At 66.2% G+C, this 16,197-nt stretch carries 20 protein-coding genes; 16 read left to right on the top strand and 4 right to left on the bottom strand.

Annotation, left to right across the window (positions count from 1 at the left end):
- Positions 1–9: 9 nt before the first annotated feature.
- Positions 10–474: a DUF6233 domain-containing protein gene (locus tag ABZW18_RS20935; RefSeq protein WP_356189461.1), complete on the bottom strand. Its 465-nt coding sequence runs from the start codon at positions 472–474 to the stop codon at positions 10–12.
- 73 nt (positions 475–547) lie between these two features.
- On the opposite strand from ABZW18_RS20935, the gene ABZW18_RS20930 reads away from it, so the two are divergent.
- On the top strand, positions 548–1,315 hold the full coding sequence (locus ABZW18_RS20930) for a Ku protein (protein WP_356189459.1): 768 nt from the start codon (positions 548–550) through the stop codon (positions 1,313–1,315).
- A 46-nt stretch (positions 1,316–1,361) separates the two neighbouring features.
- On the opposite strand, the gene ABZW18_RS20925 is transcribed toward ABZW18_RS20930, so the two are convergent.
- Complete coding sequence (locus ABZW18_RS20925; RefSeq protein WP_356189457.1) at positions 1,362–2,249, bottom strand: aminoglycoside phosphotransferase family protein; 888 nt, start codon at positions 2,247–2,249, stop codon at positions 1,362–1,364.
- A complete protein-coding gene (locus ABZW18_RS20920) occupies positions 2,246–3,637 on the bottom strand; it encodes a helix-turn-helix transcriptional regulator (protein ID WP_356189455.1) in 1,392 nt (463 codons plus the stop codon). Before ABZW18_RS20920 ends, ABZW18_RS20925 begins: the two co-directional genes overlap by 4 nt.
- Positions 3,638–3,811: 174 nt before the next feature.
- On the opposite strand from ABZW18_RS20920, the gene ABZW18_RS20915 reads away from it, so the two are divergent.
- The 10 genes from ABZW18_RS20915 to tyrS all read left to right on the top strand — a co-directional run bounded on the left by ABZW18_RS20915 (position 3,812) and on the right by tyrS (position 12,806).
- A complete protein-coding gene (locus ABZW18_RS20915) occupies positions 3,812–4,267 on the top strand; it encodes an ATP-binding protein (RefSeq protein ID WP_356189453.1) in 456 nt (151 codons plus the stop codon).
- Positions 4,268–4,375: 108 nt separating this feature from the next.
- Complete coding sequence (locus ABZW18_RS20910; RefSeq protein WP_356189451.1) at positions 4,376–4,765, top strand: DUF6415 family natural product biosynthesis protein; 390 nt, start codon at positions 4,376–4,378, stop codon at positions 4,763–4,765.
- A 41-nt stretch (positions 4,766–4,806) separates the two neighbouring features.
- On the top strand, positions 4,807–5,235 hold the full coding sequence (locus tag ABZW18_RS20905; RefSeq protein ID WP_356189449.1) for a DUF6302 family protein: 429 nt from the start codon (positions 4,807–4,809) through the stop codon (positions 5,233–5,235).
- Between the two features lie 54 nt (positions 5,236–5,289).
- The gene (locus ABZW18_RS20900) at positions 5,290–5,490 is read left to right on the top strand and encodes a DUF5999 family protein (protein ID WP_356189447.1); all 201 of its coding nucleotides are present in this window, start codon (positions 5,290–5,292) and stop codon (positions 5,488–5,490) included.
- Between the two features lie 428 nt (positions 5,491–5,918).
- A complete protein-coding gene (locus tag ABZW18_RS20895; protein ID WP_356189445.1) occupies positions 5,919–6,518 on the top strand; it encodes a DUF4254 domain-containing protein in 600 nt (199 codons plus the stop codon).
- 39 nt (positions 6,519–6,557) lie between these two features.
- Positions 6,558–8,240 (top strand): pyridoxal-dependent decarboxylase, encoded by a 1,683-nt coding sequence (locus tag ABZW18_RS20890; RefSeq protein WP_356189443.1) that lies wholly within the window; start codon positions 6,558–6,560, stop codon positions 8,238–8,240.
- Complete coding sequence (locus tag ABZW18_RS20885) at positions 8,237–9,298, top strand: glycosyltransferase family 9 protein (protein WP_356189441.1); 1,062 nt, start codon at positions 8,237–8,239, stop codon at positions 9,296–9,298. The genes ABZW18_RS20890 and ABZW18_RS20885 overlap by 4 nt, the downstream gene beginning before the upstream one ends.
- An 80-nt stretch (positions 9,299–9,378) precedes the next feature.
- A complete protein-coding gene (locus ABZW18_RS20880; RefSeq protein ID WP_356189514.1) occupies positions 9,379–10,248 on the top strand; it encodes a phosphotransferase in 870 nt (289 codons plus the stop codon).
- Between the two features lie 4 nt (positions 10,249–10,252).
- Entirely contained in the window at positions 10,253–11,395 is a 1,143-nt protein-coding gene (locus ABZW18_RS20875; RefSeq protein ID WP_356189439.1) for a glycosyltransferase, read from the top strand.
- A gap of 142 nt (positions 11,396–11,537) precedes the next feature.
- Positions 11,538–12,806 carry a tyrosine--tRNA ligase gene (gene tyrS / locus ABZW18_RS20870; RefSeq protein WP_356189437.1) on the top strand — a complete coding sequence of 423 codons (1,269 nt, stop codon included), beginning with the start codon at positions 11,538–11,540 and terminating at the stop codon, positions 12,804–12,806.
- 122 nt (positions 12,807–12,928) lie between these two features.
- Here the strand turns inward: tyrS and ABZW18_RS20865 are convergent, their stop codons facing one another.
- Positions 12,929–13,588: an HAD family hydrolase gene (locus ABZW18_RS20865; protein ID WP_356189435.1), complete on the bottom strand. Its 660-nt coding sequence runs from the start codon at positions 13,586–13,588 to the stop codon at positions 12,929–12,931.
- Positions 13,589–13,770: 182 nt separating this feature from the next.
- Here ABZW18_RS20865 and ABZW18_RS20860 point away from each other — a divergent pair, with 182 nt between their 5' ends.
- The 5 genes from ABZW18_RS20860 (at position 13,771) to ABZW18_RS20840 (ending at position 16,195) form a co-directional block, all read left to right on the top strand.
- Complete coding sequence (locus tag ABZW18_RS20860) at positions 13,771–14,145, top strand: hypothetical protein (protein WP_356189433.1); 375 nt, start codon at positions 13,771–13,773, stop codon at positions 14,143–14,145.
- Positions 14,135–14,566, top strand: a complete 432-nt coding sequence (locus ABZW18_RS20855) for a DUF6093 family protein (RefSeq protein WP_356189431.1) — start codon at positions 14,135–14,137, stop codon at positions 14,564–14,566. Before ABZW18_RS20860 ends, ABZW18_RS20855 begins: the two co-directional genes overlap by 11 nt.
- Positions 14,566–14,994 (top strand): HK97 gp10 family phage protein, encoded by a 429-nt coding sequence (locus ABZW18_RS20850; protein ID WP_356189429.1) that lies wholly within the window; start codon positions 14,566–14,568, stop codon positions 14,992–14,994. The genes ABZW18_RS20855 and ABZW18_RS20850 overlap by 1 nt, the downstream gene beginning before the upstream one ends.
- The gene (locus ABZW18_RS20845) at positions 14,991–15,440 is read left to right on the top strand and encodes a hypothetical protein (RefSeq protein ID WP_356189427.1); all 450 of its coding nucleotides are present in this window, start codon (positions 14,991–14,993) and stop codon (positions 15,438–15,440) included. The genes ABZW18_RS20850 and ABZW18_RS20845 overlap by 4 nt, the downstream gene beginning before the upstream one ends.
- 131 nt (positions 15,441–15,571) lie before the next feature.
- Entirely contained in the window at positions 15,572–16,195 is a 624-nt protein-coding gene (locus ABZW18_RS20840) for a hypothetical protein (protein ID WP_356189426.1), read from the top strand.
- Positions 16,196–16,197: the final 2 nt, after the last annotated feature.

Here is a 16,197-nt window from a genome sequence, read left to right as displayed (position 1 = left end):
GGCGGGTGTTCATTGCTGGCGGAGGGCGCGTTCTGGGTGGCAGATGTCGCATGGGGCAACGTCGGGGTCGGTGAGGATTTCGACCGCTTCGGAGGTCGTGATCCGCTTGCTGCCGGGTGGGGCCTGCCAGCAGTCCCGGCGGTGCAGTCGTCGGGATGGCCCGTCGATGGTGCGCCATAGGTTCTCGACCTGCCACTGGCGGCCGGCGATGGCGCCGTTGGTGGGTACGGCGTCGTAGTTTTCGCCGGGTATGGGGGCGACCTGCTGGGCGGGCATGGTGAAGGCCACTGGGGTGGGTTCGGCGATGATTCGGCCGTCGGGCAACTTGGTGCGCGCGGTCAGGATGGCTTCCAGTTCGTACCACCAGGCCCCGTCGATGGTCCGGGTGCGGCCGGTGACGATCACGTCGAGCTGTTGCCCGTCGGGCAGGGTTGCCCGTGCCCATGGGCCTGCTGAGGCGTATTGATCGTCCACGATGTTCGATTTTAGTTCGAATATATTGAGGCGGGGAGATGCACCCCGCCCAGCTCCGCCGCACCCTGGAGGCATGAGGGCCATTTGGTCCGGCACCATCGCCTTCGGGCTCGTGGCGCTGCCTGCCAAGCTGTACTCAGCGACGGAGGAGCATGCAGTGCGGCTCCGGGAGATCCATAGCGCCGACGGAGGCAGGGTCCGGCACCGCCGTGTATGCGAGGTCGAGGACCGGGAGATTCCTTACGAGGAGGTCGGGCGCGGCTGGCCCATGCCCGACGGGCGCATGGTCGCACTCACCGACGAGGACCTGGCGCACCTCCCGCTCCCGACGAAGCACGTCGTGGAAGTACTGGGCTTCGTCCCAGGCCGAGACGTCGATCCGCTCTCCTACAGCAAGCCGTACTACGTGGGCGCCGGCGGGCCCGCGGCGGACCGGCCGTACGCGCTGCTGACCGAGGCCCTGGCTCGCACCGGGTACGTGGGCGTTTGCAAGGTGGCCATCAGATCTCGTGAACGGCTGGCGTTGCTGCGCCCCCATGATGGGGTGCTCGTCCTCCACACACTTCTGTGGACCGACGAGGTCCGCCCACCCGGCGACCTCGCCCCGGCAACGCCCGTCACGGACCGGGAGCTTCAGCTCGCCGAGGTGCTCATGAACGAGCTCACCGGGGTCGAGATGCGTGAGCTGCACGACGAGTACCAGCATGCGCTGGAACAGCTGGTAGAGGCCAAGGTCACGGGCGGGGAGTTGGTCGAGACCCCTGAGCCGAAGCCGGCTGTGGACCTGATGGCTGCACTGGAGAAGAGCGTGCAGGCTGCGCGGACGGCACGTCGTAGTTAGACAACGTTACGTTGCCTAACTGGGAGCGCCGAGCGGTTCCAGGTCGCTACATGATCCCCCTCCAGTTCCACGGGCGTGGACCGCGGCGGCCGCGCAGGCAGTCGACGCGGTGTTGGGCTTGATCTGCCCACTCTGGGTTGCTGGCCGCATGTTGGGCGGCGTAAGTCACCATGCGGAGCTCCCGGGCGCCGGCCAGGATCTCGTATCCAGCCCACTTCGTAACGTCGTACCCGTACGCGGCACAGAACGCGTCGTACTCTGCCGCGGTGACGGCGCCGGTCGTCTTGGTGCGTACGGCAGTTGAGACGAGATCCCACTCCGGTGGTCCGAGAGAGAACCTTTCCAGGTCCATCATCAGTGGGCCGCTAATCGTACGGATGAGGTTGCCGGGCCAGGCGTCGCCGTGAACGGCGCAGTCAGGCCGCCCTGTCGGCCGGTCGGCCCAGGCCGCGGCGAGGTCCTGGTGTAGGCAGTGAAGCCATGCGCGGTCGGCCTCGTCCAGGGTCGTCGCTGCCTGCAGCCGCTCGGTAATCCGGACGTACGGGTCAAGGTATCCAAGGTCAAGGTCTGGGGCGGGGAGCGCGTGGAGCTGCCGGAGCAGGTGCGCGACATCGACAGGTGTCCCGTGCTCGTGGGGCGGGAGCTCTTCCCAGAAGGTGACCGGTCGCCCGTCAGCCTCTATCGGCTGCTGGACGTCGACCAGCCGCACGGTTGGCACGTTGTTCTCGGCGAGCCATCGCGCGACACGCACTTCCCGCCGTGCCGCCGCGCCCTGCCCAGCCCGCGCGATGCGCACGATCACCCGCTGGCCCGTCAGCCGCCATATCTGGTTCTCGGCCAGCCGGACCGGCTCGGCGCCGTCGGCATTCAAGCCGACGGCGGAGCAGACTTGCTCAAGGGCGTGGCGGGCGGGTGCAGCTGCCGAGGTGGTCATGCAGAGACGGTAGCCGTGATGCGTTCGCGCAGGCCTACGGCCTCCTCAATCTTCGGGTGCTTGGCGGAGAAGGCCCCAAGCTGCCGGAGGTCGTCGGCGGCCCGGCGGGAGGTGAGCCGGCCGACCTCGTCCAGAGCTTTGTGGCCGATCGCTGCTGCCTGTCGCGGGTCGCCCTTGGCCATGAGGAGCGCGGCGAGCTTGGTTCGGGAGATCGCCCGGGATCGCTTGTAGGCGTCCGAGTGCCCCTTCACCGCGGTGTCGAAGCGGCGGGCGGCCCTGCCAGGGTCCTGGCCCGCGAGTATCGCGAGGTCGAACAGCGCATGTGCGGTATCTCCGTTGTGCTGGGCCTCGTCGTAGTACGCCATCCATAGCGGATCTTCGGAGGGGCGGGACTGCGCGAAGGTGTCGTCGGCCTGACCGACGGCGACCATGCAGTCGCGCACGTCGCCCATCTTCCCGAACGCTCTGGCGCGCGCCGTGTGCAGCATCGCCTGCTCGGTGGCAGTGAGCCGGTCAGCGCGCACCAAGCCTTTCTCCGCGTAGGTCAGCCCGTCGTCTGGTTGGCCGATCCACACGGCTTGGCGGGCGAGGAAGCTGTAGGTCTTGGCGCGCAGGTGCCAGTCCCCGGCCTCCTCGGCGCAGTCCGCGGCGAACTTGAAGGCCTTCCTGGCGTCGTCGTGTGCGTAGGAGTCGAAGGCGGAGGCGCCGACCACGATCCCGAGTCGCGAGACGCCGGCGAAGAGGTCAGAGCGAAGGGGCTCGGGACACGTTGCTTGCAGGAGTCCGACGGACCACTGCATGGCCCTGCTGGCTATATCGCGGACCATGCCGCCACCACCGAACTGGTTATCCCAACCGCTGATGGCAGTGGCCACTTCCAGCACCTGAACGATGTGACCTGGGCGGACGGTCTCGGGAAGCGACAGGTCGGAGGGGGCGAATACCTGTGTGAGGTCTATGGGGGCGATGGCGGCGATGCCGCTGACTTGGAGGAACGAGCGTCGGTCCACGGGCTCATGGCTCCCAGGGCGAGGAGGCGGTTCGTCTCTGCCCAGGATGCGGCCTCTCCGTACCTGAACGGCTCCCTCACCTCGGCTTGCCAACGTCTTATCGGCATCAGCCCGTTTCTTATCGGCATCACGCTTGCCGAAGACCATGGGCCATGCCCGCTCGAAGAGCCCGCCGGTGTTGAAGACCTCATCGAGTTGCTTGGCCAACTCGACCTGGCAGCTGGGGTACTTGCCCTTCTCGATGTACAAGATCACATCGTCGCTGATCTGCACTAACCGGCCCAGGACGCGGGCTGACATCTTGTGCGCGAGGCGCAGCTCCCGCAGTTCGTTGCCGAACCACTCCTCGGGGGACGCACCTGGGTCGAGCTGCTTCATTGGCTGCGGCATTCCCTGTCCCCGTACTCGTGATGCCGAACTCTCCAGCTGTCGGCATCAGGCACTCCACGTTCTCGGCTCGCTCTGCCTGAATGGTTGCTGATCGGTTCGCAACCAGTACACACCGCAACCGTGCCCTCATGAAGAGGTTCCGCCAGAACGGACGGAGCAACCATGGCACTCATGCTCGAAACCCCTGCTTGGGGAAACCCAGTTCGAGCTACGACCAGAAGCGTGCGCGGCCAGCTCGACATGACGCTCAACGTGGAAGCCGAGCACCTTGCGACCGTGCGGCGCATCATCCGCGAGCACCTGCACCTGTGGGGCGTTGGTGACCAGGCGGTCGGCCGGACGCTCACCGCTGTCAATGAACTGCTGACGAACGTGTGGCAGCACACCGCCCCAGACGACAAGGGATGGCGGATGGCCGACCTCCTTGTCCAGCGCGTTCGGGATGGTGTCACGGCGATCGTCCGCGACCAGGACGTTCGCGAGCCCGAGCAGGTGGTCCCGGACCTTCTCGACGAGAGCGGCCGCGGCTGGCCGCTTGTCCGAGCCTTGTCAGACGACTTCTCCGTATCCGCAACGGAGGCTGGCAAAGACGTGTGGGTCTACATCGCAGAGACATAGGTGCACAGAACGCAAGGTAGCTACGCCCGTCCCTCGGACCGCCCTCTGGAGCCCTCAATGCCGCCCACCGCCACAGCCCCCGAAAACGGCGTGAGCATCAGCAGACCGGTGTCTCGATGGGAACCTCCCCTCGGTACCCAAGAACTGGAGAGCGTTCTCGCCAAGGTCCGCGGCTGGGCGCCACTCATCGTGGAAGCCGTCTTCGAGGACATCAACTGTGTCCTGGGCGATCAGACACCGCGGGCCAGCGAGCTTGACGAACTGGCCATGAGACTGCGCGCCAACCTCATGCAGCTCGTCAACATCGCCGTGGCCGGCCGGGCGGAACAGGACTGCGAGGAGTTACCCACGCTGATCGAGCGGGCCCACGCGCTTCGCTCCGAGGACCTGCCGGACGACTACCGGAAGGGACTCGGGCACACGCGGCGGCTGGCCCGGGTGACCAACGAACTGCTGGAGCACCTGATCCAGGCGAAGCACGTCAGGGACGAGGCATGACCGCTGCTACCAGAACGCTGCCCCCGCCGATCGTGACGGCCATGCCTGCGCATGAGGCATACGACTACGACTATTACTGGACCCGGCTCGCGGACCCCTCCGTGCTGGAGCGGAGCGTCGCCATCCGCGTCTACCGGATGCCTTTCCTGGCGGTGCCTGTCGGCGGCCCGCGCCGGGGCGGCTCCTTCTCCGTGGACCACCTGAGCGTCGGCTTGGCGGTGTGCGCCCTGCTCAGAGGCCAGCCGGGTTTCACAGCACTGCGCCTGCGCTGGTCTCCGTACCGCGGTGCCTGTCACGTGGTCGAGTGGGGTGAGGTCCCGCCGACGTGGGACGACGCCGCCGCCCGCGGTCACTTCTACGGCTACAGCGACACGGCGATATCCGCGTTCCTCGCCTCCACCGCAGGCGCAGGGCGCACACCCAGGACTCCCTCTTCGGCCGTCTCGCCTCGTTCCCCCGGGGGCTTGTAGACGGCCGAAGAGGGTCCCCTATCCGCACGAGCAACGTCCGAGAGGAAGAGCACCATGTGTCGGCACGACCCCCCTTGTCCCACCGCTGACGCGTCCGACCGCGAGGCGGCCAAGATGGTCGCGCGAGACGACGTGTCGGGTTGGACGATGCTGTGCAATGGCGTGCTGCTCTTCGACGACACCGGGGAGCTGCTGCCGGACGGCCGGAGCATCGCTCCCCACCGCCCCGCCTTGCTCACGGGAGCAGCAGCGTGATCGCTACCGCTAGCTGCCTGATCGCGTACATCACGGCCCGCGAGGGTGAGGAAGCCGACGTTCACCGGGCTCTGCGTGCGAGCTGCAGGCGAGCCCATTCCACCCCGTGACGAGGAGCACCTAGTGACGGCCCACCAGGCGAACCGCCCCACCGTCACGAAGGATCGAGTTCGAACAGCGTGCACGAAGTCAACTACCTGTTCTACCTGAACTGTTAGCGTGCCATGAGATCAACTTGAGGGACAGGGGGCGGACCTGGATGGACGTCGTAGCGACCACTCTGGTCGCCGAGTCGCGCGCCTCATGGACCAGCGGTCGTGGAGTAACGTGCGCGCCCCTCTCGGCCACCCTCCGCTCGCGCTCAAGGCCGTCTCCCATGACCGTCGGCAGAGGCTGTCCTAACGAGATACCGAAGGGGATCACCACTGATGACCGAGACGCCCGCTCGGCTGGGTCTAGATACGGGTGAGTTTGGGCAAGATCCGCGTACTGCAATGATTGAGGGTGAATCCTGCCTCGACATGGCAGATGGGCAACGTGGATGGTGCGAGGATGCACTCGCCGGGATGCCGCTTCCTTGCTCGCCGGAGTTGTTGAAGCCGCTGAACCGGCTACATGCCGTCAACAGCCGGCAGTGGGACGCCGAGGATCGGGTGCGGCGAGCCGGGGACGGGAAGATTCCGGCCATCAAGCGGGAGATCGACGAACTCAACAGCCTTCGCCACAAACTCATCGAGCAGGTCGATCGAATCTTTGGTGCGGCGTGGGGTGCGAACCAAGACGTGCCTCCTCTCACGGAGTCAATCGGCTCGGCGCTTGACCGACTCTCGGTGCTGACGCTTCGGATCGTGCATACCGAGCGACTGGTCGGGGATGACGCCGGCGCGGTGGAACGCGTCGCGATTCTGCGGCGTCAGCGTGACGATCTGGTGTGGTCTATCGCGGTCGCTTGCGAGGATCTTGTGTCCGGCCGACGGCGCACGCCCCGACCTGAACGCATGAAGCTCTACGGAAAGCCCGGGCGATGAGCGCGGTCGTGTTGCTCCTCCAAGACGCTGGGGTCTGCGATGACGACTGATTTCTCCGGGGATGGGGATGGTTTCGCATACTGGCGCGACGGCCTGTTCCTGCGCCCCGACGGGGGCAACGCTGATGCGCTTGTCGAGCTCATCCGCTGCGCCCTCAATGAGGCGCTGAGCCATCAGGGTGCGGGGCCCGTGTATCCGCGCTGGGGCCAGGAGGATGGGCGCTCACCGGTGGGTGACGGACACCTGCTGGAGGACCCTGTCGCCTCGGAGACCGTTCTCAGCCAACTGCGTTGGTGGCTAGCTGGATCGGTCAAGGTACATCACCACATGTTCGCCAAGAACATCATTCCGCCACCGTCGTTCGTCAACCTGGCGGCGCTGTGCGCGGTGTCGTTGTTTATGCCAAACGGCGTCACCGGAGAGGACGCCGCGGAGACCCTTTCCGCCGAGCTGTCCTGCGCCCGGGCGCTGGCGCGGCTGGCGGGGTACGACCCGGATCGGGCAGGCGGCCTGTTCACGTTCGGCGGCACTGCAACCAACCTATACGCGATCAATGTCGGCATCTCCAAGGTGCAGCCCGACCATGCCGAGCGTGGGATCGAGCCTGGGATCGCCGTCGTCGGTTCCTGGCCAGCGCACTACTCGCACAAGTCCGCGTGCGCGTGGCTTGGGATCGGTACCCAAAACTACATATCCGCTGCGTCGCTGCCCGACCAGACCACAGACCTGGAGTCGATGGAAGCGGCCTGTCGCGACGTGCTGGCACGCGGGCACCGACTTGCGTGCATCATGGGCGCAGGCGGGACGACCTCCAATATGGCTGTTGATGACTTCGTCGAGATCGCTACGATGCGGGATCGGCTGGCCGCCGAATATGGGTTGGATTACACGCCCCATGTGCATGCAGACACGGTCGTCGGGTGGGCCTACCTCTGCTTCATCGATTACGACCTGCATCGCAATCCCCTCGGATTCAGCCCGCCTGTGGTGGCCAAGCTCTCACGGCTTGTGGAGCGCCTGAGAACGGTGCGGCACGCCGACTCGTTCGGAACCGACTTCCACAAGACCGGTTTCGCGCCGTACACGTCCAGCATGATCGTCATGCGAGACGGGCGAGACTTCTCGCGGCTACGCCGCGACGGCGGAGTCATGACTCCGCTGTTTCATGACAAGGACGCCTACAACCCCGGGACCTTCACACTGGAAACGTCTAGGTCAGCGGCGAACATGGTCGCGACCTGGGTTGGCCTGCAGGCCCTAGGCAAGCAGGGCATGCGGCAACTGCTCGGTCACGCGCTTGAGACAGCCGAAGCCCTCCGGCGCCACATTGATGCCTTGGCAGCTCGCGACGCGACAGCCATCAACAGACATTCGTACGGCCCGGATGTGTTCGTGCGTTGTTACCCGCCGGATGACCCGGCCGCTACCGAGGAGGACTTCAGCGACACCAGCTCGGTGCGGCGGATAAACCAGTACATGTCTGACCTGTTCGCGTGGCTATCGCGTCAACGCGTGCCGGACGCCGAACAGATCGCGGTGAGCAAGACCTCCGCGGCGTTCTACACACCGACTGGCGAGCCGGTCGTGGCTTTGCGGGTGTACTCCCTCAATCCGTACTTCTCCGATTCTCACGCCAGAGAGCTGGTCGTGCGCCTACTCAAGGGCAAGCGACAGTTCGACGCCATGCATCCGGATACAGATGTGTACGAGGGGGCCCGGTGAACCGACCATCGATCAGCGGACGAGAAGAACTGCCGACGCGCTTCGCCGCCGCTGACCTCCCTGTCCGTGACTGCGTCGAGTTGACGGCTGGTCTGGCCTCCTACGCCCGAATACATGGACTAGCCCAAGTCGAGGTGAGCGGGCCACCAGCGATCGGTGAACTCATCGAGGAATTCGGCTTCGATGAGGTGCGCTTTGTCGATGCCCATCAGAAGCCCGCAGTAGACATTGCGGCAGCTCCCCGGACTTGGCGCTGCGGCCAACGCGGGCTGCGCTGCCTAAGCGACCAGCTCGTCGACGCGGCAAGAGTTCCGTCAGAGGTGGACACGCCGCCGTCGACGCTCCTCGGGGGATCCGTGATGTGGTTCGCCCGGCACAATCGTCTCGGCGATGCGCTGGGCATCGTAACTGGCCTGGAGCACTACTGCCGCGACAACGCCGTGGCGTCAGTTGCCGTCACCGGTTCGCCCATCCTTGCCGAAGTTGTCGAGGTGTTCGCATGCGAGCGGGTGAGCTATGTTCCTTCGCCCAGCGAAGCGATCAGTGGCGACGCGATCTTCGCCCGATCTTCATGGAGCGTCCAATGGCTTGACCGGTTCAACCACGCCGTCACCGACACCTTCGGGGGGCGAGCCCGCCACCGAGTACCGCCACTTCCCCTCCGTCAGGAACCGACGCCTAGTGGCCAAGAGAATGTGGTGTATTGCCAGCTCGATGCGCGTTCTAGCACCCCGCCGCCGCGACACTCCGCCCGGCGGCTCCTGAGCCAGGTTGCAGCACACGGCGAAGTGCGGGTCCTCGGCGGCCCCGACACCCAGGACTACCTCGGCCAAGACCTGACCTACGTACGGGCAGAGCTTCCCGAGATGGTCGCCCGCCTGCTGTCATGCCGTCTCTTCGTGGGGTGCGACAGCGGCCTGGGCCACCTCGCGGGTTGCCTCGGCGTGCCTGGCCTGATCGTCAGCACCGACGACTTCGAGACGACCTGGTCGTTCTTTCGGGGCTACGCCAGCTTGAGTGTTATCCCGCTCGCGGCAACAGAGGTACTCCTGCCGTGAAGCCTCCGACAGAGCAAGCAGTCCTGCAGGCGGCCAGTCGATGCCTGCACCAAGAGGCCCAGGCCGCGCGCCGAATCCCGATGGGCCGCAGTCACTTCGTGTTCACGGTGGAGTTGGCCTCCGGTGAGTCCGTGATTGCGCGGATCACACGACACGACCGGGCCGAGTGCTTCGCGGGATTCGCGTATTGGCGGCGCCAGCTCGCTTCTGTGGGAGTGCCCGTTCCCCGCGTGCTGTCCATGGACCTCACCGGGACGGTACTGCCCTGGCCGATCATGCTCCTCGAGCAAGCCCCAGGGGATGATCTCTGCAACGTCTATGCCGACCTGACGGCCACCGAGAAGCGCACCGTTGCCGACGACCTGCTCGATATCCAACACCGCATGAGCGGCCTTCCACCCGGTCCCGGATACGGCGGTATCGCCAGTTACAGCGACCTTCGCTGCCACCCCCGCTGGTCGGAGGTGCTCTGGGAGTACTTCTCCGGCGCAATCGATCACCTAACGCCCTCGCAGCGGCAAAGACCAGCCATCGACCACATCCGCAGGACCATCCGCGAACTGGGCCCCGAGTTCGATCGCATCGACCCGTTGCCCTACCTGATCGACGCCACCCACCAGAACGTGTTGGTGGATAGCGGGAGGGTCACGGCGATCGTCGACCTGGACGAGGTCGGATTCGGTGACGCCCTCTACCCGCTCGGCGTCGCTCGCGCTGGCCTTCTGGCCCGTGGAGCGGAGGCGGACTGCATCGAACACGTTGCCGCGCCGCTGTGTGCCGGCCCTATTCGGCGGCGCGTTTTCGACCTGTACTCGGCGATCGCATGCGTCAAAATGCTCGCCCCCAGTCCCTTCAGCGTCACCGGCCCGCCCTCGGCCGGCAGCGAGATCGCCGCCCGGCTGTGGACGCTGCTCGATGCCTTCGCCGCTGCTGCGGCCCACAAGGAGTAACGCAATGCCCGGTGCCGTCTTCGTGAGTATCGACGACTTCACCCGCGAGGGCTTCACCAATGGCCTGTTCTTGCAAGTTCGCGAGCTGCTGCAACGCGTCACCGCCCGAGGGCACCCAGCCAACCTTGCCTGTATCGCCCAACACGGGAATCCCGGAGTCGAACGCAGAACTCGAACCGTTCAGGGTTGCACTGTCCGCGAAACCTTCATCGGTGCCCCGGGGTCAGCGAGCGCGTACCGGCGGGCGCTTCAAGATTTGCTGAACGACCTGGACCCCGACGTGATCCTGCTCAACTCGTGCGCAGTCCGCCTCAATGAAGCGCACCATGCCGTGCTCGACGAAAGCCTTGCGAGCGGCCGGCATGTAGCCGTGCTCGTGACCGACCAGCTCTACCCCACAAGCCATGACCACCCCGCCGACGAGGTCCGGCGTTACTGCAACCTGATGCGGCAGGCCAGCGTGCATGCGGTCAGCCAGACCATCGCCCACGCCTTCCACAGCCAGACCGGCGTGCCGGCGCAGGTGCTCCCTAACCTCCTACCCGAGCGACGAGTCAGCCCGGCCCCCCTGGGCACGGAGGGCCGGTTCCTGACATTGATCAACCACCACCCCATCAAGGGCCGGCAGGTGTGGGACGAGCTCATTCGTCAGCGCCCCAGCGACGCCTACCTTGTCGTGGAGACCTGGCCAGATGTGCCGCCGTATGTGCCGCCCTCACGAGATGTCCACGTGGTTCCCTTCGCCCCGGACCCCACCACGATCTACAACCGCACCAGGATTCTGCTGGTGCCGTCCCTCGGCCCGGAAGGTCTCGCGCGAGTGACGCTTGAGGCAATGGAGGCAGGAGTGCCCGTTGTGGCCCACCAGATAGGCAGCCTGCCTGAGCTCGGGAACGCCGCGATTTTCGTCGCCCCGCCGCCGATCGCCGGCTACGAGCTCGAGGGCAATGTGCTGTATCCGGTGGTTTCTCCGAACGACATCAAGCGGGCCGCACAAGATTTCGTTCAGGCCATCGACGCGATCGATCATGATCCGACACTCAGGGAGCGATTCGTGGCCAACGGAAAGGCGCTCGTGCGCGACTACCGCAACCACAGCGAAGCTGTAACCGGCCGACTACTCGACGCATGGTTCGGGGCCGTGTGAATGAGCACACTCCCGGGAGCGGAGTGATCTCGCATGTTCCTTCCAGCGCACGGCATCTGACCAGCACAAACGCAAAAGTACCAGCTCGAGTATTACACTCACCGCCAGCATTGACACACGAGGGTCAAGGAGACACAAGACCGTGACGGACATCGTCGACGAGCTCGAGTGGCGCGGGCTGATCGCCCATGCCACTGACCTGAACGCATTGCGCAAGGCTCTCGCAGATGGCCCCGTCACGTACTACTGCGGCTTCGACCCAACCGCGGCCAGCCTGCACGTCGGCCATCTGGTGCAGGTGCTCACTCTCCGCCGGCTCCAGCAGGCCGGACACCGGCCGCTGGCGCTCGTGGGCGGCGCGACCGGACACATCGGCGACCCCCGGCCGACCGCCGAGCGCACCCTGAACGACCCGGAGACCATCGCCCAGTGGGTGACCCGGCTGCGCGCACAGATCGAGCCGTACCTCTCCTTCGAGGGCGACAACGCAGCGATCATGGTCAACAACATGGACTGGACCGATGGCCTGTCCGTGATCGAGTTCCTGCGGGACATCGGCAAGCACTTCCGCGTGAACAAGATGCTCACCAAGGACTCGGTCTCCCAGCGCCTGGCATCCGACCAGGGCATCAGCTACACGGAGTTCAGCTACCAGCTGCTGCAGGCCATGGACTTCCTCCAGCTGTACCGGCGGTACAGCTGCACGCTCCAGACCGGTGGAAGCGACCAGTGGGGCAACCTCACGGCTGGCCTGGATCTGATCCACCGCGTGGAGCCGCACGCCGAGGTACACGCAATCGCGACACCGTTGATGACGAAGGCGGACGGCACCAAGTTCGGCAAGACGGAGACCGGAACGCTCTGGCTCGACCCGGAGATGACCACGCCGTACGCGTTCTACCAGTTCTGGTTGAACACGGACGACAGGGACATCTCGCGGTACATGCGCATCCTCTCCTTCAAGTCCCGCGAAGAGCTGGAAGAGTTGGAGAGGGTGACCGAGGAGCGGCCGCAAGCCCGTACCGCTCAGCGTGCGCTCGCCGAGGAGCTGACCACGCTGGTGCACGGCGCCGACCAGTGCGCCGCCGTGATTGCCGCGTCGAAGGCGCTCTTCGGGCAGGGTGAGCTCGTCGAACTCGACGAGGCGACGTTGGCCGCCGCGATCTCCGAGCTGCCGAACGCCAAGGTGAGCGAGCTCGGCCAGGTCACCGATCTGTTCGCGGAGGTTGGCCTGGTGGCGAGCAAGTCGGCCGCCCGCCGCACCGTGAAGGAGGGCGGCGCCTACGTGAACAACGTGAAGGTGACCGCCGAGGACGCGGTGGCCACGGCCGACGAGCTGCTGCACGGACGCTGGCTGGTGCTGCGCAGGGGCAAGAAGAACCTGGCGGCGATCGAGGTCACCGGAGCCTGAAGCAGAGTCGGTGCCATTGCCGGCGAGTTAGGTCGGTCTCCGGCAATATCGCGGGCTCGGACCTGCCGGTTTGCATGGTGGACATGTCTTCCAAGTGGTAGCGGGCGAGGCGCTGCGGCAGTTCAGTGGGTAGCGGTGGCCAGCAGCTTGGGCAGGTCACGCATATCGTCGAACAGGGTGGTGCCTGGTCCTTCCAGCCGCGAGGCTGGTGTGAGACCGCCGCAGTAGCCGAAGGCCCGCATGCCGGCGCCACGGGCCGCCTGAACTCCGTATGCGCTGTCCTCGATCACCGCGCACTGCCCGGGCTCCACGCCCATGGAGCGAGCAGCGTGCAGGAAGAGGTCGGGGGCAGGCTTGCCTCGGGGGACGTCGGCTGCGCTGAAGATACGCCCTTCGAAGTGGTCGCTCAGCGCGACGATCTCTAGGTTTCTCCTGATGCCGGCGTGGTCAGTGTTTGATGCGACGCAGACGGGTGTGGTGAGGCCGTTCAGGGCTTCTGTGACGCCATCGACAGCGGTCAGTTCCGCTTCGAAGGCCGCCTGATACAGGTGCTCGTATTGCTGCAGCCAGTCCTTCTCCAGACGCCGTCCAAGCTGTTCCTCCACGGCAGCCGTGTAGACCTCGGTGGACGAGCCGACGAACTTCTCGATGATCTCCTCCTCGGTGAACACGCACCCCAGGTCAGCCATGATCATCGCGTCCACTTTGACGCATATCCGCTCGCTGTCCACCAGTACGCCGTCACAATCGAAGATCACCAGCTCAACAGGGCTCCGCGTCATGATCGGCAGTTTAGACCTGTGGTGACCAACCCCCGTGTCGCGTATGGCCGTCGTCGGGTCCGCCGTTGGCACCGCTCGACGTACAGCGTAATGAGGGCCGCCTCCCGCACATGGGACTCTGGAGACGCGACCCTTGTCGCTGCGCGCCGACGCTGTCCGACAACTGTTCTAGCGTCGGGTGAATGGATCACAACAACGACGAGAACCCGCACCGAGTGCAGATCACCGCTCGCGGTGCGAAGGCAGCGATCGAGATCGACGGGCAGCGGGTGGACCCGGGTGCCCTGAGCGGCTACACCGTCAGCCACCGAGAGGGAGAGCCGCCGCAGATAGTCCTCTACTCCGAGGACCACGCCGAGGCCGCCTTCGAGGGCTTGGCCCGCGTCTCTGTCGCTGACATGCCCGATCCCGGCCCGGCGGCCGCGGTCTTCTTGTCGGCGATCGATGCCGAGGAGCTGGAGCGTGCCGCGTTGGTCAGGCCCGACCTTGGTACCGGCCCGCACTCGCTGACCCAGGCGATGCTCACCCAGCTTGGGGAGTGGGCTCGTGGCGTTTGACGTGGATGGGGCGCGGCGGGTGGTCGGCCGCATCCTGGACGACAAGTTGGAGGCGTGGCGCGACAGCGGCGGCCGTGCGGACGACGTGCTGGATGAGATGACAGGGAAGCTCGTGCCGTCGGCACCGGACGAGGTGCTGATCTGGGATGGGCTCGGCGCGGTGATGCCGCTGGGCCGTCCGGCGATTACCAAGCCGCTGGGCGGCGCAGTCGTGCAGGAGCCGCCGACGACCGACTACCAGGCGGTGCTGCCTGTTCAGGCCCCGGAGTTGCGGCCCGACGACGTGATTCGCGTCGCCGGGTCCGTACGGCCTGGCGGCCCTCGTGACCCGCAACTCGTCGGCCGCCGCTTCCGGGTGTCGGACAAGGGCGTCGGCACCTACAGTGTGGTGCGCATCGTGCGGGTGCAGGTGATCGACTGATGGCGCCCGCGAATCCGCATCCGAATGCGCACCCTGACGCCACGGCGTTCCGTGACCCGATCGCGCTGGCCGCGGCCCTGGCCCGGATGGGTCCGGCCGCCCGCGCCCGTGCCCGTACGATCACCCGGCATCACGCGATGCTGCTGCGCGTTCGTATCCAGCGCAACGCTTCCGGTCGGCCGGGGCCGCGGGTGATCACCGGTCAGTACCGCGCCTCCTGGGACGTGCGGATGAGCACCGGCGGCGGGCAGGTGACGGGGGAGGTGTTCTCCGACGCCCCGCAGGCGCGCAGGTTGGAGTACGGGTTCGTCGGTGTCGACTCGCTCGGCCGTCACTACCGGCAGCCGCCGTTCCCGCACGTCGAGCCCGCCTTCCGGCAGACGCAGCCCGCGTTCATCCAAGCCCTGGCCGAGGGAGTCCTACCGTGACTGCCGCACGCCTGCCCGTCACCCGGGCGTTGGCCGCGCTCATCGCGAAGGCGACTGGTCGGCCGTGCGGAATCGGTGAACTGCCGCGCGTGCGAGGGAAGTCCGGCGAGTGGGAGCCCGCGACCGCGCCGTACACGATCCTCGACTCGCTGCCCGGCGAGTTCAGCGGCCCGCCGCTGTCGGACTGGCACGCGGATGCGGCCTGGACGTACCAGGTGACCTCCGTCGGTGAGCGCAACGACCAGGTGGAGTGGCTCGCCGACCGTGTACGCCACGGCGTCGTTGGCCGCACCGACGGCGGATGGGCCCAAGATCTGCGTGTTCCTCACGCTCGCGTCATCGACCGCGAGTTGGATCACGACGCCGGAGGAGAGCCCTCGGTGTCGGCGGCAGGCGCTATCGTGTCCTACGTGCAGCGGTTCACGATCACCGTGACCCCTGCGTGAAGAAACTTCTCTTCTGATCCTCACCGCGGAGGCCCGCGCGGACGCTAGGCCCCAGGCCAGGCGAACCCCCTTTGGAATTCAAGGGGCAGGGCCTCGGCACGGGACGCTGCCCCAGAAGTGGGAGCGGACCTGTGTCCCTGAAGAAGCCGTCCACCCAGACCCGTTTTCTCCGGCGCGGCATCTCCAAGATCTACTGGCTCAAGGCCGTCGCTGACCCGAAGTGGCCGACCCGCAAAGAGATCAGCGAGCCCAACCGATTCGACCTGACCAACGCCGTCAGCGATATCGAAGGCTGGGCGCTGGAGAACGACCCGATCGAGACCCCCGACATGGGCTCGACTTTCAACTCATCGATCCCGGGCAACGACAAGGCCGAGAAAAGCTCGCTCACCTTCTACGAAGACCAGCACTCCGACGAGATCGAGCAGCAGCTGCCCAAGGGCGCCAAGGGCTTCGTCGTGCTGCTGCGCAAGGGCGATATCCCGGGTTCCCGGTCAGTGGACGTCTTCCCCGTACAGGTCGCCACCCGCGCCGCGACCTACTCCACTGGCAACGAAGCCGCCAAGTTCAAGGTCGACTTCACCATCACCGACGAGCCGTCGCTGGACGCCGTGGTGCCGGAGGCGTTCCACACCCTCCCGAAGCCGGACGAGGACTGCGACGACGACCACGACCGCGACGACGAGCACGTTGACGTCACCGTCGTGAGCACCACGAAGACGGCCGCGACCGTCACCGAGCACGGCGAGGACTGAGC

Origin of the sequence: Streptomyces sp. NPDC004647, from assembly GCF_040609575.1 — a bacterium.
Classification (GTDB): domain Bacteria; phylum Actinomycetota; class Actinomycetes; order Streptomycetales; family Streptomycetaceae; genus Streptomyces.
This window is presented reverse-complemented; position numbering and strand designations above follow the sequence as displayed.

Coding starts and splice junctions, on each gene's coding strand:
- ABZW18_RS20930 (WP_356189459.1), top strand. CDS start 548: ATGAGGGCCATTTGGTCCGGCACCATCGCCTTCGGGCTCGTGGCGCTG.
- ABZW18_RS20925 (WP_356189457.1), bottom strand. CDS start 2,249: ATGACCACCTCGGCAGCTGCACCCGCCCGCCACGCCCTTGAGCAAGTC.
- ABZW18_RS20920 (WP_356189455.1), bottom strand. CDS start 3,637: ATGAAGCAGCTCGACCCAGGTGCGTCCCCCGAGGAGTGGTTCGGCAAC.
- ABZW18_RS20915 (WP_356189453.1), top strand. CDS start 3,812: ATGGCACTCATGCTCGAAACCCCTGCTTGGGGAAACCCAGTTCGAGCT.
- ABZW18_RS20905 (WP_356189449.1), top strand. CDS start 4,807: ATGCCTGCGCATGAGGCATACGACTACGACTATTACTGGACCCGGCTC.
- ABZW18_RS20900 (WP_356189447.1), top strand. CDS start 5,290: ATGTGTCGGCACGACCCCCCTTGTCCCACCGCTGACGCGTCCGACCGC.
- ABZW18_RS20895 (WP_356189445.1), top strand. CDS start 5,919: ATGACCGAGACGCCCGCTCGGCTGGGTCTAGATACGGGTGAGTTTGGG.
- ABZW18_RS20890 (WP_356189443.1), top strand. CDS start 6,558: ATGACGACTGATTTCTCCGGGGATGGGGATGGTTTCGCATACTGGCGC.
- ABZW18_RS20880 (WP_356189514.1), top strand. CDS start 9,379: ATGGGCCGCAGTCACTTCGTGTTCACGGTGGAGTTGGCCTCCGGTGAG.
- ABZW18_RS20875 (WP_356189439.1), top strand. CDS start 10,253: ATGCCCGGTGCCGTCTTCGTGAGTATCGACGACTTCACCCGCGAGGGC.
- ABZW18_RS20865 (WP_356189435.1), bottom strand. CDS start 13,588: ATGACGCGGAGCCCTGTTGAGCTGGTGATCTTCGATTGTGACGGCGTA.
- ABZW18_RS20860 (WP_356189433.1), top strand. CDS start 13,771: ATGGATCACAACAACGACGAGAACCCGCACCGAGTGCAGATCACCGCT.
- ABZW18_RS20850 (WP_356189429.1), top strand. CDS start 14,566: ATGGCGCCCGCGAATCCGCATCCGAATGCGCACCCTGACGCCACGGCG.